The organism is Limnohabitans curvus (genome assembly GCF_003063475.1).
GTDB lineage: Bacteria > Pseudomonadota > Gammaproteobacteria > Burkholderiales > Burkholderiaceae_C > Limnohabitans > Limnohabitans curvus.
In genome coordinates, this window is the sequence record NZ_NESP01000001.1 from 1982549 (window position 1) to 1997799 (window position 15251).

Genomic DNA, 15251 nt, shown 5'->3' on the forward strand with positions numbered 1-15251 from the left:
AGGGATCCTTGGGTTGAAACTGGAAAGTAAGGGGTCAGGTCGGTTGGGCCGGATTGGCTTCAGGCAGGTATTCGCCAGCGACTAGCTTGCGCCGCAGCACCTTGCCGACCGGCGACTTGGGGATCTCGTCGACAAAGATGTACTCGCGCGGGCGCTTGAAGTTCACCAGAGCGGAAGTTCGGCAGTACTGGTCTAGCCCATCGGACGAGACACTCTGCTTGCGCTTGACGAAGGCCACCACGCGCTGACCCCAGCGCTCATCCTTCAAGCCGGCAACGGCCACTTCGTCCACCGCCGGATGCAGCGATAGCACGGATTCAATTTCTACCGGCGAGATGTTCTCGCCACCGCTGATGATCATGTCGTCGACCCGACCCGTGACAAACAGGTCGCCGTCGGCATCGACATAGCCGGTATCGCCGGTGAAGTACCAGCCCTCGCGCAGGCTCTTGTCGTTGGCCTCGGGCCGGTTGTGGTAACCCTCGAAGGCCTCGTCGGACAGCATGTCAGCAATGATCTGACCCTCCTCCATGGGTGCGGCCAGGGCATCCACCGACTTTCCTTCCAGCTTCACCACCCGCAAGCGGGTGTTGATGCCGGCACGACCGGCCGAGCCGGGCTTGCCCACCGCGTCCTGATTGAGCGAGAAGGTGTAGATCTCCGAGCTGCCGTAGTGGTTGACGAACAGCTCGGGTGAAAAGGCCTGCTGCAGCCGCTGAAGCAGCGCGTCATGCATCGGCGCGCCGGCAAAGCCCAGGCGGCGCACCGTACGCACGTCGGTGCTTGCAAAGCTGGGGTGGGCCAGCAGGTCGTGGTAGAGCGTAGGTACCAGGTAGAGGTGGGTGATGCGCTCCTGCGCGATGCTGCGTAGCGCCTGAGCGGCGTCAAACTGCGGCAAGCAGACGAAGCAACCGTCAACCAGTGCCAGTGCCAGCAGCGAGCGCACACCCATGGTGTGATAGAGCGGCATCACGCCCAGCGTGCGCTCGCCGTAACCATATTGGTTTTGTGCCACGTGGGCCAGTGCGGCCACACGTTCGGCCCGGTGCCGACGCGGCACACCCTTAGGGGCGCCGGTAGTGCCAGAGGTGTAGAGCATCAGTGAGAGGTCTTGCGCAGTGGCCTGCGGCACAGGCATCGCCTCGCCGCCAAAGCAATCGGCATAAGGGGTGCCTGCACCTTCACCTTCACCAACAAAGACCAGGGTCGCTGGCCGGGCCTGCATGGCTTCGCTCACCGCTAAGGAACAGACCTGTTCATAAACCAGCACGCGCGCGCCAGAGTCCTTCAGGCAGTGCGTGATTTCCTCAGGTTTAGCGCGCCAGTTCAGTGGCGTCATGACGATGCCTGCGAACTGACAGGCCCAATGCAGCGTGGCCGCCTCCATGCGGTTTTGCAGCACTGACACCAGATGGTCACCAGCCTTGAGACCCAGCGCGGTCAAGCCACGCTGCACGGCGCCTATCTGTTGCGCCCACTGCGCATACGTCAGGCGCTGCTCGCCATCGACCAGAGCCGTGGCCCCGGGTGCTCGCTCGAAGCTTTGTAAAAAAGTTCTTCCTAAATCAAGCATGTGCCACCTCCATCAGGGCGCTCACGATGGGCGTGTAGCCTGTGCAGCGGCACAAATGCCCGGAGAGCATCTCGCGCACCTCCTGTTCGGTGGGTCGGCGGCCCTGCGCGCGCAGACGCTCAAGCCAGTCGGCGCTGGACATCAGGATGCCGGCCGTACAAAAGCCGCACTGAAGCGCGTGGTGTCGTTTGAATGCTGCCTGCAACTCGGACAGCACGCCGTCTTCACCGGCCAGGCCCTCCACGGTGTCGACCCGCCGGCCGTCGGCCTGCACCGCCAGCGTCAGGCAGGAACGGCAGGCCACGCCGTCCAGGCGCACGGTGCAGGCTCCGCACACGCCGTGCTCACATCCGACATGAGTGCCGGTCAGGCCCAGTTCATGACGCAGGTAGTCGCTTAGCAACATGCGCGGCGCGCTGTGCCCCTGGCGGGTGCGACCGTTGAGTTCGATGGTGACCGGGTGCAACTGAGTCCGGCTGAGAGTGGGGTGTGTCATAGGGGTGTCCTTGCCTGTTCCACAGCCTGGCGCCCCAAGCGGCGCACCAGGTGGCGGCGCGCGGCTGCGCTGATCTGAGGGTCATCCCGGGCGTCCAGCGCCCAGGCGAATTCGTTGAGCGCATCGTCCAGTGCGCTGCCGTCCAACAGTGGCCATTCCCGTAGCTGCGGCCGGTCGGCCACGCCGCCCACAGCCACGCGCAGGCTTTGGGCATCGGCCACAGCGGCCACCGCGCAGACCGCGAAGTCGCCATGGCGGCGCGAAAATTCGCGAAAGCCGAATCCCTGACCGGGCTGAGCCAGCGGAAAACGCACAGCTTGCAGCAACTCGTCGCCAGCTCGGGCGGTGCTGAGCATGCCGGTGAAGAATTGTTCGGCCGGCAGCACCCGTTGGCCCTGGTGACGGCGCAGCACCACGCTGCCTTTCAAGGCCAGCAGGCAAAGCGGCAATTCAGCCGAAGGGTCGGCATGCGCCACCGAGCCGCAGACCGTGCCGCGGTTGCGGATCTGCACATGCGAGATATGCGGAAACACCAGCGGTAGCAGCGGCAGTTCTTGCGTCAGAGTGGGGCGCCATTCCAGCGCGGCCTGGGTCGCCGAGGCCCCCACCTCAAGCTGGCCATCGCGCACCTCAATGCGAGCCAACGAGGCACTGCGCGAGATGTCAATCAATAACGCGGGCTGAGCCAAGCGCATGTTGAGTACGGCCATCAGCGACTGGCCGCCGGCCAGGATACGTGCTTCATCGCCGTGCTCCGCCAGCAGCGCGCAGGCCGCCTCCATGCTGTCGGCGCGTACATAGTCAAACGCTGCGGGCTTCATGCGCGCACTCCCAGTAGACGAAGAACGCGGCGCCACCAGACGGGGGGCCTTGACGTGCCGCTGGCCTGGCGGCCCAGGGACTCGAATAGCTGGGCCACGATGATGCGCGCCGCTCCTTCAAGCATGCGGCTGCCCACCATGGCCACCTTGCCGCCCACCTTGGCGCGGTAGTCGTAGCGCAGTCGGGTGCCGCCATCGATGGCTTGCAGGGTGACCAAGCCATCGCCTGCACCCGTGCCCAGCGAGGAGCGGCCGCTGCCTGACAAGCGCAGGCTGTGTGGTGCATTGATGTCGGAGAGGATGATCTCGGCCTCGTAGCGGGCCTTCACCAGACCTACACCCACGGTAACCTCGGCGCGGTAACGGTTGGGTCCGCTCAATTGCAGCGCATGGCAGCCCGGAATGACTTGGGCCAGCGCCACCGGGTCGAGCAGGACTGCGAACACTTGCTCAGGCGGGGCTGGAATGTCCACCTCGCCCTGCGCTTGCAAGGCCATGCCGTCGCCGGCAGGAAGCGCTGCGGCCGGGCGCGGCATCTCCCGTGGTGCCGGGTCGGCGGGCTGCAGCAGCGCCAGCACGCGTCCCGGCGTGAGCGGCAGGCGCACATCTTCCTGGTCGCGTTGCGGGCGCAGCGCATCGGCAAAGGCATTGGCTATGCACACCGGGGTGCTCATGTTGTTGCCCTCGCCCAGGCCCTTGGCCCCCAGCGGGGTGAAGGGCGAAGGCGTCTCCAGGTGCACGATCACCGGGTCAGGTGTCTCGCAGGCGGTAGGCATCAGGTAGTCGGCCAACGTGCCAGACTGGAAACTGCCGTCGCCGCCGTAGCGGAACTCCTCCAACAGGGCCGCGCCCAGACCTTGGGCGAACGCGCCCTGAATCTGGCCGTCAGCCAGTGCCGGGTTGAGCAGCCTTCCAGCGTCATGCCCGGTGATGTAGCGGTCTACTCGCACCGCACCGGTGTCTGGATCTACCTCTAGGCCGCACATGTCAAACACGAAACCGTAGGCGGCCGATGTGTTGACTCGGTCGGCCGCATCAGGGGCGCTGAGCACCTCCGGCGTCCAGAAGGCGGTCTCGCGCAGGCCCGGGGTCATGCCTTCGGGCAGCAGGGCCGGAGCCCAGTGAGGGTTGGCCGCTAGGCGGGTGAAGGGCTGGCAGCGCGCGGGCTGGTTGCTATCGTAGACCTGGCCGCCGGCAAAAACCACCGACTCCGTCGCACAGCCGAATTGCTCGGCCGCGATCCGAGCCAGCTTGTCCCGCAATTTGAGTGCTGCCAGATGCACCGTGCCGGCGACGGCACCGGCGAAGCGGCTGGAGTAATTACCTGCGGCCACCGACCAGGCGTCCTTGGCGGTGTCGAACTCGACGTTGACCACCACCTGCGCAGGCTGCAGGCCCAGCACATCGGCCACCACTTGGGCGCACACGGTCATGTGACCCTGACCGGCGGGGGCCGAGGCGATGGTGACGTTGACCCCGCCCAGCAGGTCCACCGCCACGGTGGCGCTGGCTATCGCGCCGTTCTTGGGCCCGGCCTTGGCCCGCTGCTCAGGGGTGAGCACGGTACTGATGTAGCCCATGTTGGAAACCGAAGGCTCCACAATCGCCGCCACGCCAATTCCGTACAGCCGCCCGGCCGCGCGCGCGGCCTGCTGGCGCTGGTACAGGCCCTGTTCGTTGGCAGCGGCCAGGACCAACTCGGTCATGCGTTCGTAGTTGCCCGAGTCCAGAAGGGCGCCGGCCGGCGCGCGATAAGGGAATTGATCGGCGCGTACATAGTTGAGGCGACGCAGTGCCACAGGGTCCATGTGCAGCGCCACGGCGATGCGGTCGATCAGCCGCTCCAGTGCGTAGTAGACCTGGGGGCCGCCAAAGCCGCGCACTAGGCCGGTGGGTGTCTTGTTGGTCACCACCACCCGGTTGCGCACCCGCAAGTGGGCGATGTCATAGGCACCTGTGAGGCAACCGTGCATACGGTAAAAAGTGGCCGGTTCGGGCGCGCGCAGATAGGCGCCAACCTCGTCGATCTGATCCCAGTGCAAGGCCAGGATGCGGCCGTCCGAGCGCACATCGGCCGAGATACTGGCCAGTCGCGCCGTGGCCGAGGTTGCAGCACTCAGGTGTTCCAACCGGTCCTCAACCCATTTCACCGGCGCGCCGGCCTTGCGGGCGGCCAAGCACATCAACACGACATACGGAAAGACCGCCTGCTTGACGCCGAAGCTGCCTCCGGAATCACGCGGCACGCGGTGGCGCAGCTTGTTGCCAGGCACCTTGAGCGCCAGCGCCATCACCGCATGCAGCGAAAACGGGCCCATGAAGTTGGAGAGCGCGTCGTAGCCTTCGTCTTCGCCCATGTATTCGGCGATCACCACAGCGCACTCGATGGGTGAGCAACTGTTGCGCGGGTAGTGCACCGTGGTGCTGATGCGCTGGCTATCGGAAAAATGTGTCTCGGGTTCGCCGTAGCTGAAATGCCGCTCGGAGACAACATTGGAGCCCACGGCCTCGTGCAGCAGCACTGCTCCCTCTGCCACGGCCGCCTCGATCTCCACCACGGCGGGCAGGGGCTGGTAGTCGACGCGGATCAGGTCCAGGGCATCCTCGGCGATGTAGCGGTCCTGAGCCACCACTACGGCCACCGGTTCGCCCGCATAGCGGACCCGGTCCACGGCGAGTGCCCAGTGCTGCATGGGTTGTTTGACACCCACCACGAATGGCTGGGCCCAGCGCTGCACATCCTCGCCGGTGAGCACCGAGTGCACCCCGGGCAGTCGCAGGGCGGCGCTGATGTCCAAGGCCTGGAGCCGGGCGTGCGCGTGAGGCGATCGCAGCACGGCGGCGTGCAAGGTGCCGGGCTTGACACCAAGGTCGTCGGCGTAGGCTCCGCGGCCGCTCAGCAAGGCATGATCTTCCAGGCGCAGCAGGCGCTGGCCTACGAAGGGCGCGTTGCTTGGTGTCTGGGCCTGGGATGCTTGCAATTGTGTCTCCTGGTGCCCACGGCGGGCACTTCTTATTTGTGGAGACGAGTGTCGGCAAGAGCACCGAAATGCACTAACAAGAAAGTCTGGACTTCATCCCGGGAGTCAGAAAATCATCCAAATCGTCTGGTGACTTTCACCACGCCGGTTGTCGGGGCGCTGCGCCCAACCCCTCACGCCTCAGCGCAGACCGCTGAACCCCGGTAGCGGCTCAGAGCAAGGTATCGCCGCCGGCCGGAGGCTCGAAGAGGTTGACCTTGCGTCGGTAGTCGGTGGGCGTGATACCCAGGTGAGAGCGAAAAAATCGCGCGAAATGACTGGGCTCCGAAAACCCCAGGTCGGCGGCGATGTCGCCCACTGCATCGCGACCCTGAGTGAGTCGGGACACCGCCGCCTCGAAACGCAGCACATTGGCGTAAACCAAAGGCGAGACTTGGGTGTCACGCTGGAACAGCGTGAAGAAATGGGCTCGCGACAGCCCCGTCTGCTGCGCCAATGCATCCACGTCAAGCTCACGTGCCACATCCTGCTTCATCAGCGACATCGCCTGGCGGATGCGTGGGTCTATGGCCGCAGGCGGGCGACTGCGCAGCAGGCTTGCCAGATCCCGCCAGCCAGAGCAGTGTTCTATCACCTCGATGATCAGATCAAACAGCAGATGCTCCAGGCGGCTGGGAGACACTTCGTCCGCCCACCAAAGCTCCAACACGAACTCCTCCATGTTCTTGCGCGTGGCGGCATTGAGCTGCACCGTTGACTGCGGAAAGAAGCGTGGGTGGCCCGATAGGGCGAGCGAGCGTTGAATCTCGGCCAGCCAAGCCGGCTCAATGTATAGCGCCAGAATCAAGGTGCGCTCACCGAGAGGGGCTTTGTGCTCGTAGGCATGGTGTTCCCAGGCATTGACCAGCACCGCAGTCTCGTCGGTCAGCGGCGCCACCTCGCCGCGCACACGAAAAGCCCCATCCGCTCCGCCGGCCTTTATCAGGAGATGGCAGTGGTGATGGGCATGCCCGACCAGCGGCGCGGTCATGTCGAGCAAAGCGACACGACCGAATCGGCCTTGAAATATCTTGACGGCGGAGGACATGTGTTGGGTCATGCAGACGGCGGGGCCTGGCTGCGCCCAGAGCGTGACCCGCCTGCTTGTGCAACAGTATATCCACAATTGGCCTCGCGCCATAAAACAGCCGCACAGCAAAGCGGGTCTTCGGTCTTCTCAGCAAATAGCAGCACCGATTCTAATTCTGCAAAGAGGCAGGTTAAAGCACTGAAATAAAGCGCTTCCACATGTTTAGAGCCCCCATCCCTGCCTTCCCCCGAAGGGGAAGGAGTGTTCAGTCGGGTGCAACTGGCGCTTGAACACTTACGCAACTGAAAGTATCTTTGTCTCCACCTGCGAACAAGATCACGATCTGGTAAAGCCGGGCTAAACCATTATTGCCATAGCAAGGTCACAGGCCCCGCGTGCAGTTTGGCGTCAAACGGCGTGATCCTGCCGCGGACTAGGACCAGATGCGGGCATAGCTTGACACTCGAGCAAAGAGAAGAGATATCAAGAGGCCTGATGGCAGGTGACTCAATACGCGAGTTAGCGAGGCAACTTGGCCGCTCGCCGTCGACGATCAGTCGTGAGATCGCTCGCAACGGCGGCAGATTGGCCCATCGTGCAGCGAGCTCAGATGCGCGCGCTTGGGAGCGAACTCTGCGCCCAAATCAATGCGTCCTAGCTGGCAGTAGCAGTTTGCGGCGTATCGATGCACAGAAGCTGCAAGACGATTGGTCTCCCCAGCAAATCGCAGGATGGTTGAAGTGCACGTATCAAAATGACAGTGCTATGCAGTTATCCCACGAAACGATCTACCGTAGCCTGTTCATTCAGGCGCGGGGGGTCCTAAAGAAAGCACTCAACAACTGCTGGGCAGCCACGGGGGCAAATCGTTGATGCGATCTCAATTAGTGAGCGCCCCGCTGAGGTCGAGGACCGGGCCATTCCTGGACACTGGGAAGGTGACTTGATCACTGGCTCAAAGAATAGTCACATTGCAACGCTAGTCGAAAGGCATTCCCGATATGTCATGTTGGTGCATGTCACAGGGAAGGACACGAGCAGCGTGGTGAGCGCTTTGGTTCGGCAGGTCAAGACATTGCCAGAGGGATTGATGTCCACCTTAACTTGGGATCGTGGCACTGAGCTGGCGCAACACAAACGATTCACTGTGGCTACAGATGTCAGTGTCTACTTCTGTGATCCTCAAAGTCCATGGCAGCGCGGTACGAACGAAAACACGAATGGTCTGCTGCGCCAATACTTCCGCAAAGGAACCGACCTCTCGCCATTCGACCAGATTCAACTTGATGCAATTGCTTTGCGTTTGAATAATCGCCCGCGTAAGACGCTGAACTATGAAACGCCTAGCGCTAGACTCGCAGCAAGTGTTGCATCGACCGGTTGAATGCACCCAATACACCACGAGCACTTCCAGGAACTGCTGCGGGAACAGGGTATTACCTGCAGCATGAGCCGTGCTGGCGAGGTCTGGGACAACTCGACGGTGGAAAGCTTCTTCAGTTCATTGAAGGCGGAGAAGACGGCCAGAAAGGTGTACCGCACCCGAGCCTAGGCCCGTGCCGACGTGTTTGATTACATCGAGCGGTTCTACAACCCCGTGCGCCGTCATTCGACGCTCGGATACGTCAGTCCGTTAGAGTTTGAAAAAGCTCGAGAAGCTTAGGTCGGTGTCTACGAGACCGGCAGCAGCCCACAGGTCTGGTCTTGGACCAGCCAGTTGGAAAAGCATCCAAATCGTCTGGTAACTTTGAACTCAGATTAAGGGCGCTTTGTCGGCTGGCAGGTCAAAAAGATTGACCTTGCGACGGTAATCGGTGGGGGTAATGCCCCGCAGCACAGCTGCCCGCGGGGCTGTTTGGCAAGATGAATACCGATACCAGGCCAATTCACAGGCCTTAGCCAGAATCAGAGTGCGACTACACCAGCGTTTTGGTAGATGTGCTTGATCTCCATGAAATCAATCAAGGCGTCATAGCCGTGCAAGCGCCCCAGGCCGCTGCGGCGATACCCACCCGTCTCGGCTTCAGCAAACAACTTGTTGTGCTCATTGAGCCAGACCGTGCCGTTTCGTAGCGCACGGGCTACCCGCATTTGGCGCGCGCCGTCTTGGGTCCAAACGCTGGCCGACAAGCCGTAATCAGAGTGGTTGGCGCGCTTGACGGCATCTTGTTCGTCTTCAAATTTCTCCAGCACCACAAAGGGGCCGAAAATTTCATCTTGTACGAAGAAAGCACTGGTGTCGCGGTGTGCCACCAGCGTTGGGGTCATGAAGTGGCCGCTGGCTGACAGCCCATCGGGGCGCCCACCGCGAAGGATGACCTCGTCTGCCAAGTCGGTTGCTTGCGCAATCGCCTGGCTCACCCGCTGGTGCGAAGGTGCATCAATCAGCGGACCAAGCTGCGCGCCAGCGGCTAAACCAGGCGCCACCACCAAGGCTTGAAGTGCTTGGCTTAACGCGACCTTCATCTCGTCATACCGCGAAGCGTGAACCAGCACGCGGCGCGCGGCGGTGCACTGCTGCCCAGAAATGATGGTGGCAGCCGCTGCCAATTGCGGCGCAATTCGTGACACATCCACGTCGTCAAACACCAGGCAGCAAGATTTACCACCAAGTTCAAGCGAGAGTTTTTTCATCGTTGGCGCAGCTGCAGCCATGATGCGCTGGCCGGTGGCGTTCGAGCCTGTGAAGCTGATCACATCAACGTCGGCAGAGGTGGTCAGCGCCTGCGCCACCGCATGGCCGCACTCGCTCACCAAGTTAAGTACCCCTCGTGGTAGTTCAGCCACCGCTTGCAAGTCAGCCAAAACAGCCGCTGTAATCAGCGCGGTTTGTGGCGCTGGCTTGATGACCGTCGTGCAGCCAGCAGCCAGGGCTGGGGTGATCGAGCGAATCAAAAGCACCACCGGTGCATTCCACGGCACGATGATGCCCGCCACACCGGCAGGCTCCTTGAGCAAGGTGGAGTAGGCACCAGGTTCAACTTCAAAAACATGGCCAGGGATGAATCGGGTCAGACCAGCGTAGTAACGGATTTCGGAAATGGCACCTGCCATTTCTCCGCGCGACTGCGCCAGCACCTTGCCGTTTTCCAGCGTCAACAAATGCGCGAGTTCGTCGGCGTGCGCTTCGAGCCGGTCGGCCCACTTGAGCATCACCATCTGGCGCAGCCTCGGTGACTGCGCCCAGTCGGGGCGCTCGAAAGCGCGGCGTGCAGCAGCGATTGCAGCTTCGGCGTCCGCACCATCACTGGCGGCGTAGCGGCCAATCACACGGCCATCGGCCGGGTTCACACTGTCCTCGAACTGTCCGCTTTGCGCGGGCTGCCATTCGTTGTCGATCAGATTAAGCGCTTGGGGGGTCATCTCATGTCCTCAATGCATCACGGAGCCACCATCAACCACCACGACCTGACCGGTCACGAAGTCGCTGGCGGGACTGGCCAAGTACAGCAAGGTGCCGCACAGGTCTTCGGGTGTCACCTCACGTTTGATGGCGCGGCTGGCAATGTTGTTGGCACTCACCGCGCCTTGCCAAGCCGGGTTGGCCACCGTGTTTTCACTGGCGGTCAGGCCGGGGGCCAGCGTGTTGACCCGGATGCCTGCATCGCCCAACTCACGCGCCATGCTGCGGGTCATGGCCACCACCGCGCCCTTGGAGCTGACGTAGTGCAACAACATCGGCGCGCCCTTGAAGACAGTGCCTGAGGCGATGTTGATGATCTTGCCGTAGCCCTGCGCACGCATGGCGGGCAGCACAGCCTTGCTGCACTCGAAGGGGCCTCGAACGTTGACGGCCATCACCTTGTCCCACTCAGCGCTGTCGATTTGATCCATCGGTTTGAGTGCCAGGTTGGTGAAAATGCCGGCGTTGTTGACCAGGATGTCGATACGCCCAAACGCACGCATGGCCGCTTCGGCCATGGCGCGGGCAGACTCCGATGACGTCACATCCACCCGCACATCCAAGGCTTGCCCGCCAGCGGCCTGGATGGCCTCGACCGTGGCCTGGCTAGGCACAACGTCGGCACAAACCACAGCCGCACCCGCAGCAGACAGGGCTTGGGCATAGCGCGCCCCAATCCCCTGGGCAGCGCCCGTAACGATGGCAACACGGTTGGCCAGCGCATTGGCACGTTGATTCAAAGGCTCAGTCATCTCGGGTTCCTTATTGGTGTGAGCTACTGCGCTCAAGCTGCTGTGCAGCCAATGTGCGCTTGTCTTCTTCCTTGCGCTGTGCGTCCGACATGCCGTTGAACAGCGTTGCGATCACGCCACTTTTCAAATCGCTGGTGCCAAACAGCGCATCGCAAATTGGGAAGGTGAGGTTGAAATTTCGGGTGTGCATGAAATCCGGGTTGTGGTGCAGAACATGCATGCGCCTGACGGTGTTGACCAGGGGCAAACGGTCCAGCAACGGATGCTCGAGATGCGACAGGGTGTGCAAGCCTTCGTACATGAGAAAGTAGCCAGCCATGCTGATCATCGCGATGTAACCGGCGTTAACCGACCAAAGTGCAGCCAGCACAAGCGCCAAGGGCAATGCAGCGAAGACGAACAAAACAGGCGCAAAAGGCGGGAACAGCAAAGCACGCCAATCGCGCTGGCCGTGGTAATCCAGGGTCTTGTGCGAGAAGAACTGGTGGTGGGTCCCCACATGCCGCTTGTAAGCTGACTTCAGAATGCTCTTGGGGCTGTGCAGCAAATAGCGATGCGCTGCCCACTCGGCCCAATTGCCGAACAGGAACATGGGCATCATCACAAACACCCACTCTTGCCAGCGCGTTGACGCCAGTTGGCTGGCACAGTACACGATGGCCCCCACCGTGAAACACAAGGTAAATGCCAAATGCATTTCACCGCGGTACCAGCCCGGCGTGTTCTCACGGTATTCCTCTCGGAACGCGTGGGAACGGGCAACAATTTCCTGCTCTCGGTTCATGACAAAACTCCTGTATTTAAAGTCCAAGAAACTTGGCAGCAAAGGTGGGATCAGCCAGCAATTGCTCGCGGCTGCCTTCCAGCACGGTGTGGCCGTTTTCGATCACATAGGCACGCTCGACGAAGTCCAGCGCACGGTGGGTGTTTTGCTCCACCAAAATCATGGTCACGCCTTCGGCAGCGATGCTGTGAAGTGCTGACAAAATCTCATCAATGAGCTTGGGGGCCACGCCAATGAAGGGCTCGTCCAGCAGCAACAGACGCGGGCGAGACATCAGTGCGCGACCTATCGCCACCATCTGCTGCTGGCCTCCACTGAGCTCACCGGCGTTTTGTGTGGCCTTCTCGCGCAGGATCGGAAACAGCTGGTAGACCCGCGCCAACGAAGCCGCCCTATCCTTGCGATTGGCCGCGGCATACACCCCCATCTCGAGGTTCTCCAGCACGCTCATCGCGGCAAACAAGCGGCGACCCTCGGGCACCAGTGCAATCCCCCCCGCCACAGTTTGTGCGGTTGATGGACGCTCCAGCACCTGCCCGTCGTAGGTGATGGTGCCGCTGGCCCGGGGGTACAGGCCCACAATGGCGCCCATGGTGGTGGATTTACCTGCGCCGTTAGCACCCAGCAGCCCCACTTTCTCACCGCGCCTCACATCCAGAGACACATCCCACAGCGCCGTGAGCGGCCCGTGGTTCACACGCAAGTTCTTTAAGCTCAGCATGTGTGTTCTCCTGCCTTAGCCTTAGGGGCAGCTGAGCCCAGGTAGGTGCTGAGCACACGCTCGTTGCGCACCACCTCGGCCAGCGGACCGTCCGCAATCAAGGTGCCTTCCTCCAGCGCGATCACACGATCTACCACCTTCTCCAGCGCTGAGAAAATATGCTCAACCCAGATCACGGTCATGCCGTAGCGGTCACGCACATGGCGGATGTGGTCGACAAAACGTTGCACCTCTGCAGGCGTGAGTCCTGAGGCCACCTCATCGACCAACAGCAGGCGGGGCTTGCAGGCAAGCGCACGTGCAAATTCCAGAGCCTTTTTCTCCTGCACCGATAAACCGTCGGCACGTTCACGCAGACGATGCCCCAGCTCGGCGTACTCGATGAAGACACGGGCCTCTCGCATCGCATCGCGTGGGGACAGCGGCTGCTCATTGAACATCAGCGGAATGGCGATGTTCTCTTGCACCGTGAGGTCGCCAAAGGGACGCGGGATCTGGTACGTGCGACCCACACCCAGACGGGCGATTTGGTCACGGCTGCAACCTTTGAGGTCTTGCCCTGCAAACAACACGCGGCCTGCGGTAGGGGTGTAAACCCGCGAGATGCAGTTAAACAAGGTTGTCTTGCCCGAGCCATTGGGGCCGATCAAGCCAACGATTTCGCCTGACTGAATCTGCAAGCTCACATCTTTGACCGCCACGTTGCCGCCAAACTGCATGCGCACGTTCTCGAGCTGGATGAGCGGCGTGCTTCCTACCGCAGCGTAGCGTGGCAGTGGCAGCTCCTTCGATGCGGCAGAAGTCTGCGCTACCGTGGCGGTCTCACCCATGTACTCATGGTGCTCACGCGCCAGAGCGCGCAACAGCGGCACCTTCTTGACCCAACGCGCGCGCAGAAAACCGCCGGGCATGAAGCGTCCGATGAGCAGCACAATCAGCCCATACAGCGTGGCTTGGAAACCCTTGACGTTGACCAGCAACCACTGCTGCAAGGTTGCGAGCACCAGCACGCCAACCACTGGACCCCAGCGCAAGCCCGAACCTGCGAAGAGCACCATCGCCACCGGCACCAGCGCCACGTTCAGACCAAACACCGTGGCTGGGTCGATGTAGCTCATCTGCCAGGCTTGCACTGCACCTGCTACTGCGCCAAAAGCGGCACTCAGCACCAACACACGTCGCTTGATAGGTGCGATGCGCACACCCACGGTCTCGGCCACTTGCTCGTCGTTACGGATGCTCTTGAGGGCATACCCAAAACGTGAGGCGTTGATGCGCAAGGTGACCATGAACGTCAGCACGCACACACCCAACGCAATCAGGTAAGCCGGCTGCAGCACCTGCGCCACTGGCAGCACGATGCCATCGGCTCCGTTGGTGATCGGAGTCAGGTTGTAAGCCAGCACCTCCATGAGTGGCAGCAGAGCCAATGTGGCGAAGGCGAAATAGTCACCCTGTAATCTGAAAAGCGGCACCGAAATCACCAGCGCAGCCAAGGCCGTGACCACAACCGCAAAGCCGATGGCCACCCACAGCGGCCAATTGCCCACAAGCAAGATGGCAAAGGCATAAGCCCCAATACCGTAAAAGCAGTAGTGCCCCAGGTTCACGTAGCCCATCTCACCAGCGACCCAGTCCCAGCTTTGACCCAAAATGTAGGCAATCAACACCGTGAACCCGATGGTGGTCAGGTAAGCATTGCCCAGGAATGGCAAGCTGGCCAGTGCTGCCACACCGAAGGTGCCCAGTGCCCAGCCAGTCACTGCGTTCAAGCTCTTGCTCATGTCTTCGCTCCCACACCTTTGGGGTAAGCCACCAAAATCAGCAGCATCAGGATGACGCTCAATGCTGGTGCCCATTCAGGCTTCCAGTAAAGCCCTGTTAAGCCTTCGGCGACACCTAAGAAGATGCCGGCCAGCAAGGCACCGGGCAAGTTCCCGACGCCACCCACCACAATGATGGTGAAAGCTTTAACCGTCAGTCCAAAGCCCATGTAGGGATCCACCGGAAACGACAGCACATACAGCACCGCAGCGATGGCCACCGTGGCTGAACCGAAGGCGAAGGTCAAGGCCTTCAGGCGGGTGCTCTGCACACCGCAAATCTCGGCGCCCACAGGTTCTTGGGTGACCGCACGCACCGCTCGACCGAACCACGTGCGCTTGAGGATCACATGCATCATTGCGGTCAGCAAGGCAATGCCCAAAAGAATCAGCAACTGCGTGGTGGAGACCACGATGTCACCAAACTCCAGGGCCTCGAGCCGCACAGGGATGTTGCGCTGCGTAGCCCCAGCGGCCATCGCCGTCAAATCTGACAGGATCATCAGCGTGCCCACCGTGACCAGCACCGTACCCACCGTGGCCTCAAAGTGGCTACGCCGAGTTAAGGGGCGCAGCAACACATGGTAGTAAGCGTAGGCGCAGGCGAACATCAGTGGCGCGAGGAGTGCTGCGATCAGCAGTGGGTGCAACTGCCAGCTGGCAAAGACCAGACTGGCAAGCACGCCGCTGACAGCCAGCAGGGTGCCGTGCGCAAAGTTAAGAATGCGCACGACACCGTAGATCAGCGACAGCCCGAACGCGACCAGCGCGTACAGACCGCCGAGCAAGATCCCGCCGATCAGGACTTGGAGCAGGACTTCCATTGTG

11 protein-coding genes and 2 pseudogenes are annotated in these 15251 nt (G+C 61.7%); 2 read left to right on the forward strand and 11 right to left on the reverse strand.

Annotation, left to right across the window (positions count from 1 at the left end):
- Window positions 1-34: 34 nt before the first annotated feature.
- From B9Z44_RS09950 to B9Z44_RS09970, 5 genes are all read right to left on the reverse strand, one after another.
- Complete coding sequence (locus B9Z44_RS09950; RefSeq protein WP_108402342.1) at window positions 35-1573, reverse strand: AMP-binding protein; 1539 nt, start codon at window positions 1571-1573, stop codon at window positions 35-37.
- Window positions 1566-2069, reverse strand: a complete 504-nt coding sequence (locus B9Z44_RS09955; protein WP_108402343.1) for a (2Fe-2S)-binding protein — start codon at window positions 2067-2069, stop codon at window positions 1566-1568. Before B9Z44_RS09955 ends, B9Z44_RS09950 begins: the two co-directional genes overlap by 8 nt.
- Complete coding sequence (locus tag B9Z44_RS09960) at window positions 2066-2890, reverse strand: FAD binding domain-containing protein (protein ID WP_108402344.1); 825 nt, start codon at window positions 2888-2890, stop codon at window positions 2066-2068. The genes B9Z44_RS09955 and B9Z44_RS09960 overlap by 4 nt, the downstream gene beginning before the upstream one ends.
- Entirely contained in the window at window positions 2887-5871 is a 2985-nt protein-coding gene (locus B9Z44_RS09965; RefSeq protein ID WP_245912804.1) for a xanthine dehydrogenase family protein molybdopterin-binding subunit, read from the reverse strand. The genes B9Z44_RS09960 and B9Z44_RS09965 overlap by 4 nt, the downstream gene beginning before the upstream one ends.
- Before the next feature lie 211 nt (window positions 5872-6082).
- Entirely contained in the window at window positions 6083-6958 is an 876-nt protein-coding gene (locus B9Z44_RS09970) for an AraC family transcriptional regulator (protein WP_108402883.1), read from the reverse strand.
- Between the two features lie 384 nt (window positions 6959-7342).
- Here B9Z44_RS09970 and B9Z44_RS15360 point away from each other — a divergent pair.
- Both B9Z44_RS15360 and B9Z44_RS09985 read left to right on the forward strand, forming a co-directional pair.
- A pseudogene (locus B9Z44_RS15360) lies at window positions 7343-8324 on the forward strand (IS30 family transposase); the annotation flags it as partial.
- 4 nt (window positions 8325-8328) lie between these two features.
- Window positions 8329-8603: pseudogene (locus tag B9Z44_RS09985) on the forward strand (integrase core domain-containing protein); the annotation flags it as partial.
- A gap of 242 nt (window positions 8604-8845) precedes the next feature.
- On the opposite strand, the gene B9Z44_RS09990 reads toward B9Z44_RS09985, so the two are convergent.
- Genes B9Z44_RS09990 through B9Z44_RS10015 form a run of 6 tightly spaced genes read right to left on the reverse strand, consistent with a single transcriptional unit; the run spans window position 8846 to window position 15247 of the window.
- Window positions 8846-10303 (reverse strand): aldehyde dehydrogenase family protein, encoded by a 1458-nt coding sequence (locus B9Z44_RS09990; RefSeq protein WP_108402347.1) that lies wholly within the window; start codon window positions 10301-10303, stop codon window positions 8846-8848.
- 9 nt (window positions 10304-10312) lie between these two features.
- Window positions 10313-11095, reverse strand: coding sequence for an SDR family NAD(P)-dependent oxidoreductase (locus B9Z44_RS09995; RefSeq protein WP_108402348.1), 783 nt, complete (start codon window positions 11093-11095; stop codon window positions 10313-10315).
- Window positions 11096-11105: 10 nt separating this feature from the next.
- Window positions 11106-11879, reverse strand: a complete 774-nt coding sequence (locus B9Z44_RS10000; RefSeq protein ID WP_108402349.1) for a sterol desaturase family protein — start codon at window positions 11877-11879, stop codon at window positions 11106-11108.
- A gap of 16 nt (window positions 11880-11895) precedes the next feature.
- The gene (locus tag B9Z44_RS10005; RefSeq protein WP_108402350.1) at window positions 11896-12600 is read right to left on the reverse strand and encodes an ABC transporter ATP-binding protein; all 705 of its coding nucleotides are present in this window, start codon (window positions 12598-12600) and stop codon (window positions 11896-11898) included.
- Complete coding sequence (locus B9Z44_RS10010) at window positions 12594-14384, reverse strand: branched-chain amino acid ABC transporter ATP-binding protein/permease (protein ID WP_170108491.1); 1791 nt, start codon at window positions 14382-14384, stop codon at window positions 12594-12596. Before B9Z44_RS10010 ends, B9Z44_RS10005 begins: the two co-directional genes overlap by 7 nt.
- Entirely contained in the window at window positions 14381-15247 is an 867-nt protein-coding gene (locus B9Z44_RS10015; RefSeq protein WP_108402352.1) for a branched-chain amino acid ABC transporter permease, read from the reverse strand. Before B9Z44_RS10015 ends, B9Z44_RS10010 begins: the two co-directional genes overlap by 4 nt.
- Window positions 15248-15251: the final 4 nt, after the last annotated feature.

What these genes read in the sequence shown, in the direction of transcription:
- B9Z44_RS09950 (WP_108402342.1), bottom strand. Translation starts at nt 1,573, where the DNA reads ATGCTTGATTTAGGAAGAACTTTTTTACAAAGCTTCGAGCGAGCACCC.
- B9Z44_RS09955 (WP_108402343.1), bottom strand. Translation starts at nt 2,069, where the DNA reads ATGACACACCCCACTCTCAGCCGGACTCAGTTGCACCCGGTCACCATC.
- B9Z44_RS09960 (WP_108402344.1), bottom strand. Translation starts at nt 2,890, where the DNA reads ATGAAGCCCGCAGCGTTTGACTATGTACGCGCCGACAGCATGGAGGCG.
- B9Z44_RS09970 (WP_108402883.1), bottom strand. Translation starts at nt 6,958, where the DNA reads ATGTCCTCCGCCGTCAAGATATTTCAAGGCCGATTCGGTCGTGTCGCT.
- B9Z44_RS09990 (WP_108402347.1), bottom strand. Translation starts at nt 10,303, where the DNA reads ATGACCCCCCAAGCGCTTAATCTGATCGACAACGAATGGCAGCCCGCG.
- B9Z44_RS09995 (WP_108402348.1), bottom strand. Translation starts at nt 11,095, where the DNA reads ATGACTGAGCCTTTGAATCAACGTGCCAATGCGCTGGCCAACCGTGTT.
- B9Z44_RS10000 (WP_108402349.1), bottom strand. Translation starts at nt 11,879, where the DNA reads ATGAACCGAGAGCAGGAAATTGTTGCCCGTTCCCACGCGTTCCGAGAG.
- B9Z44_RS10005 (WP_108402350.1), bottom strand. Translation starts at nt 12,600, where the DNA reads ATGCTGAGCTTAAAGAACTTGCGTGTGAACCACGGGCCGCTCACGGCG.
- B9Z44_RS10010 (WP_170108491.1), bottom strand. Translation starts at nt 14,384, where the DNA reads ATGAGCAAGAGCTTGAACGCAGTGACTGGCTGGGCACTGGGCACCTTC.
- B9Z44_RS10015 (WP_108402352.1), bottom strand. Translation starts at nt 15,247, where the DNA reads ATGGAAGTCCTGCTCCAAGTCCTGATCGGCGGGATCTTGCTCGGCGGT.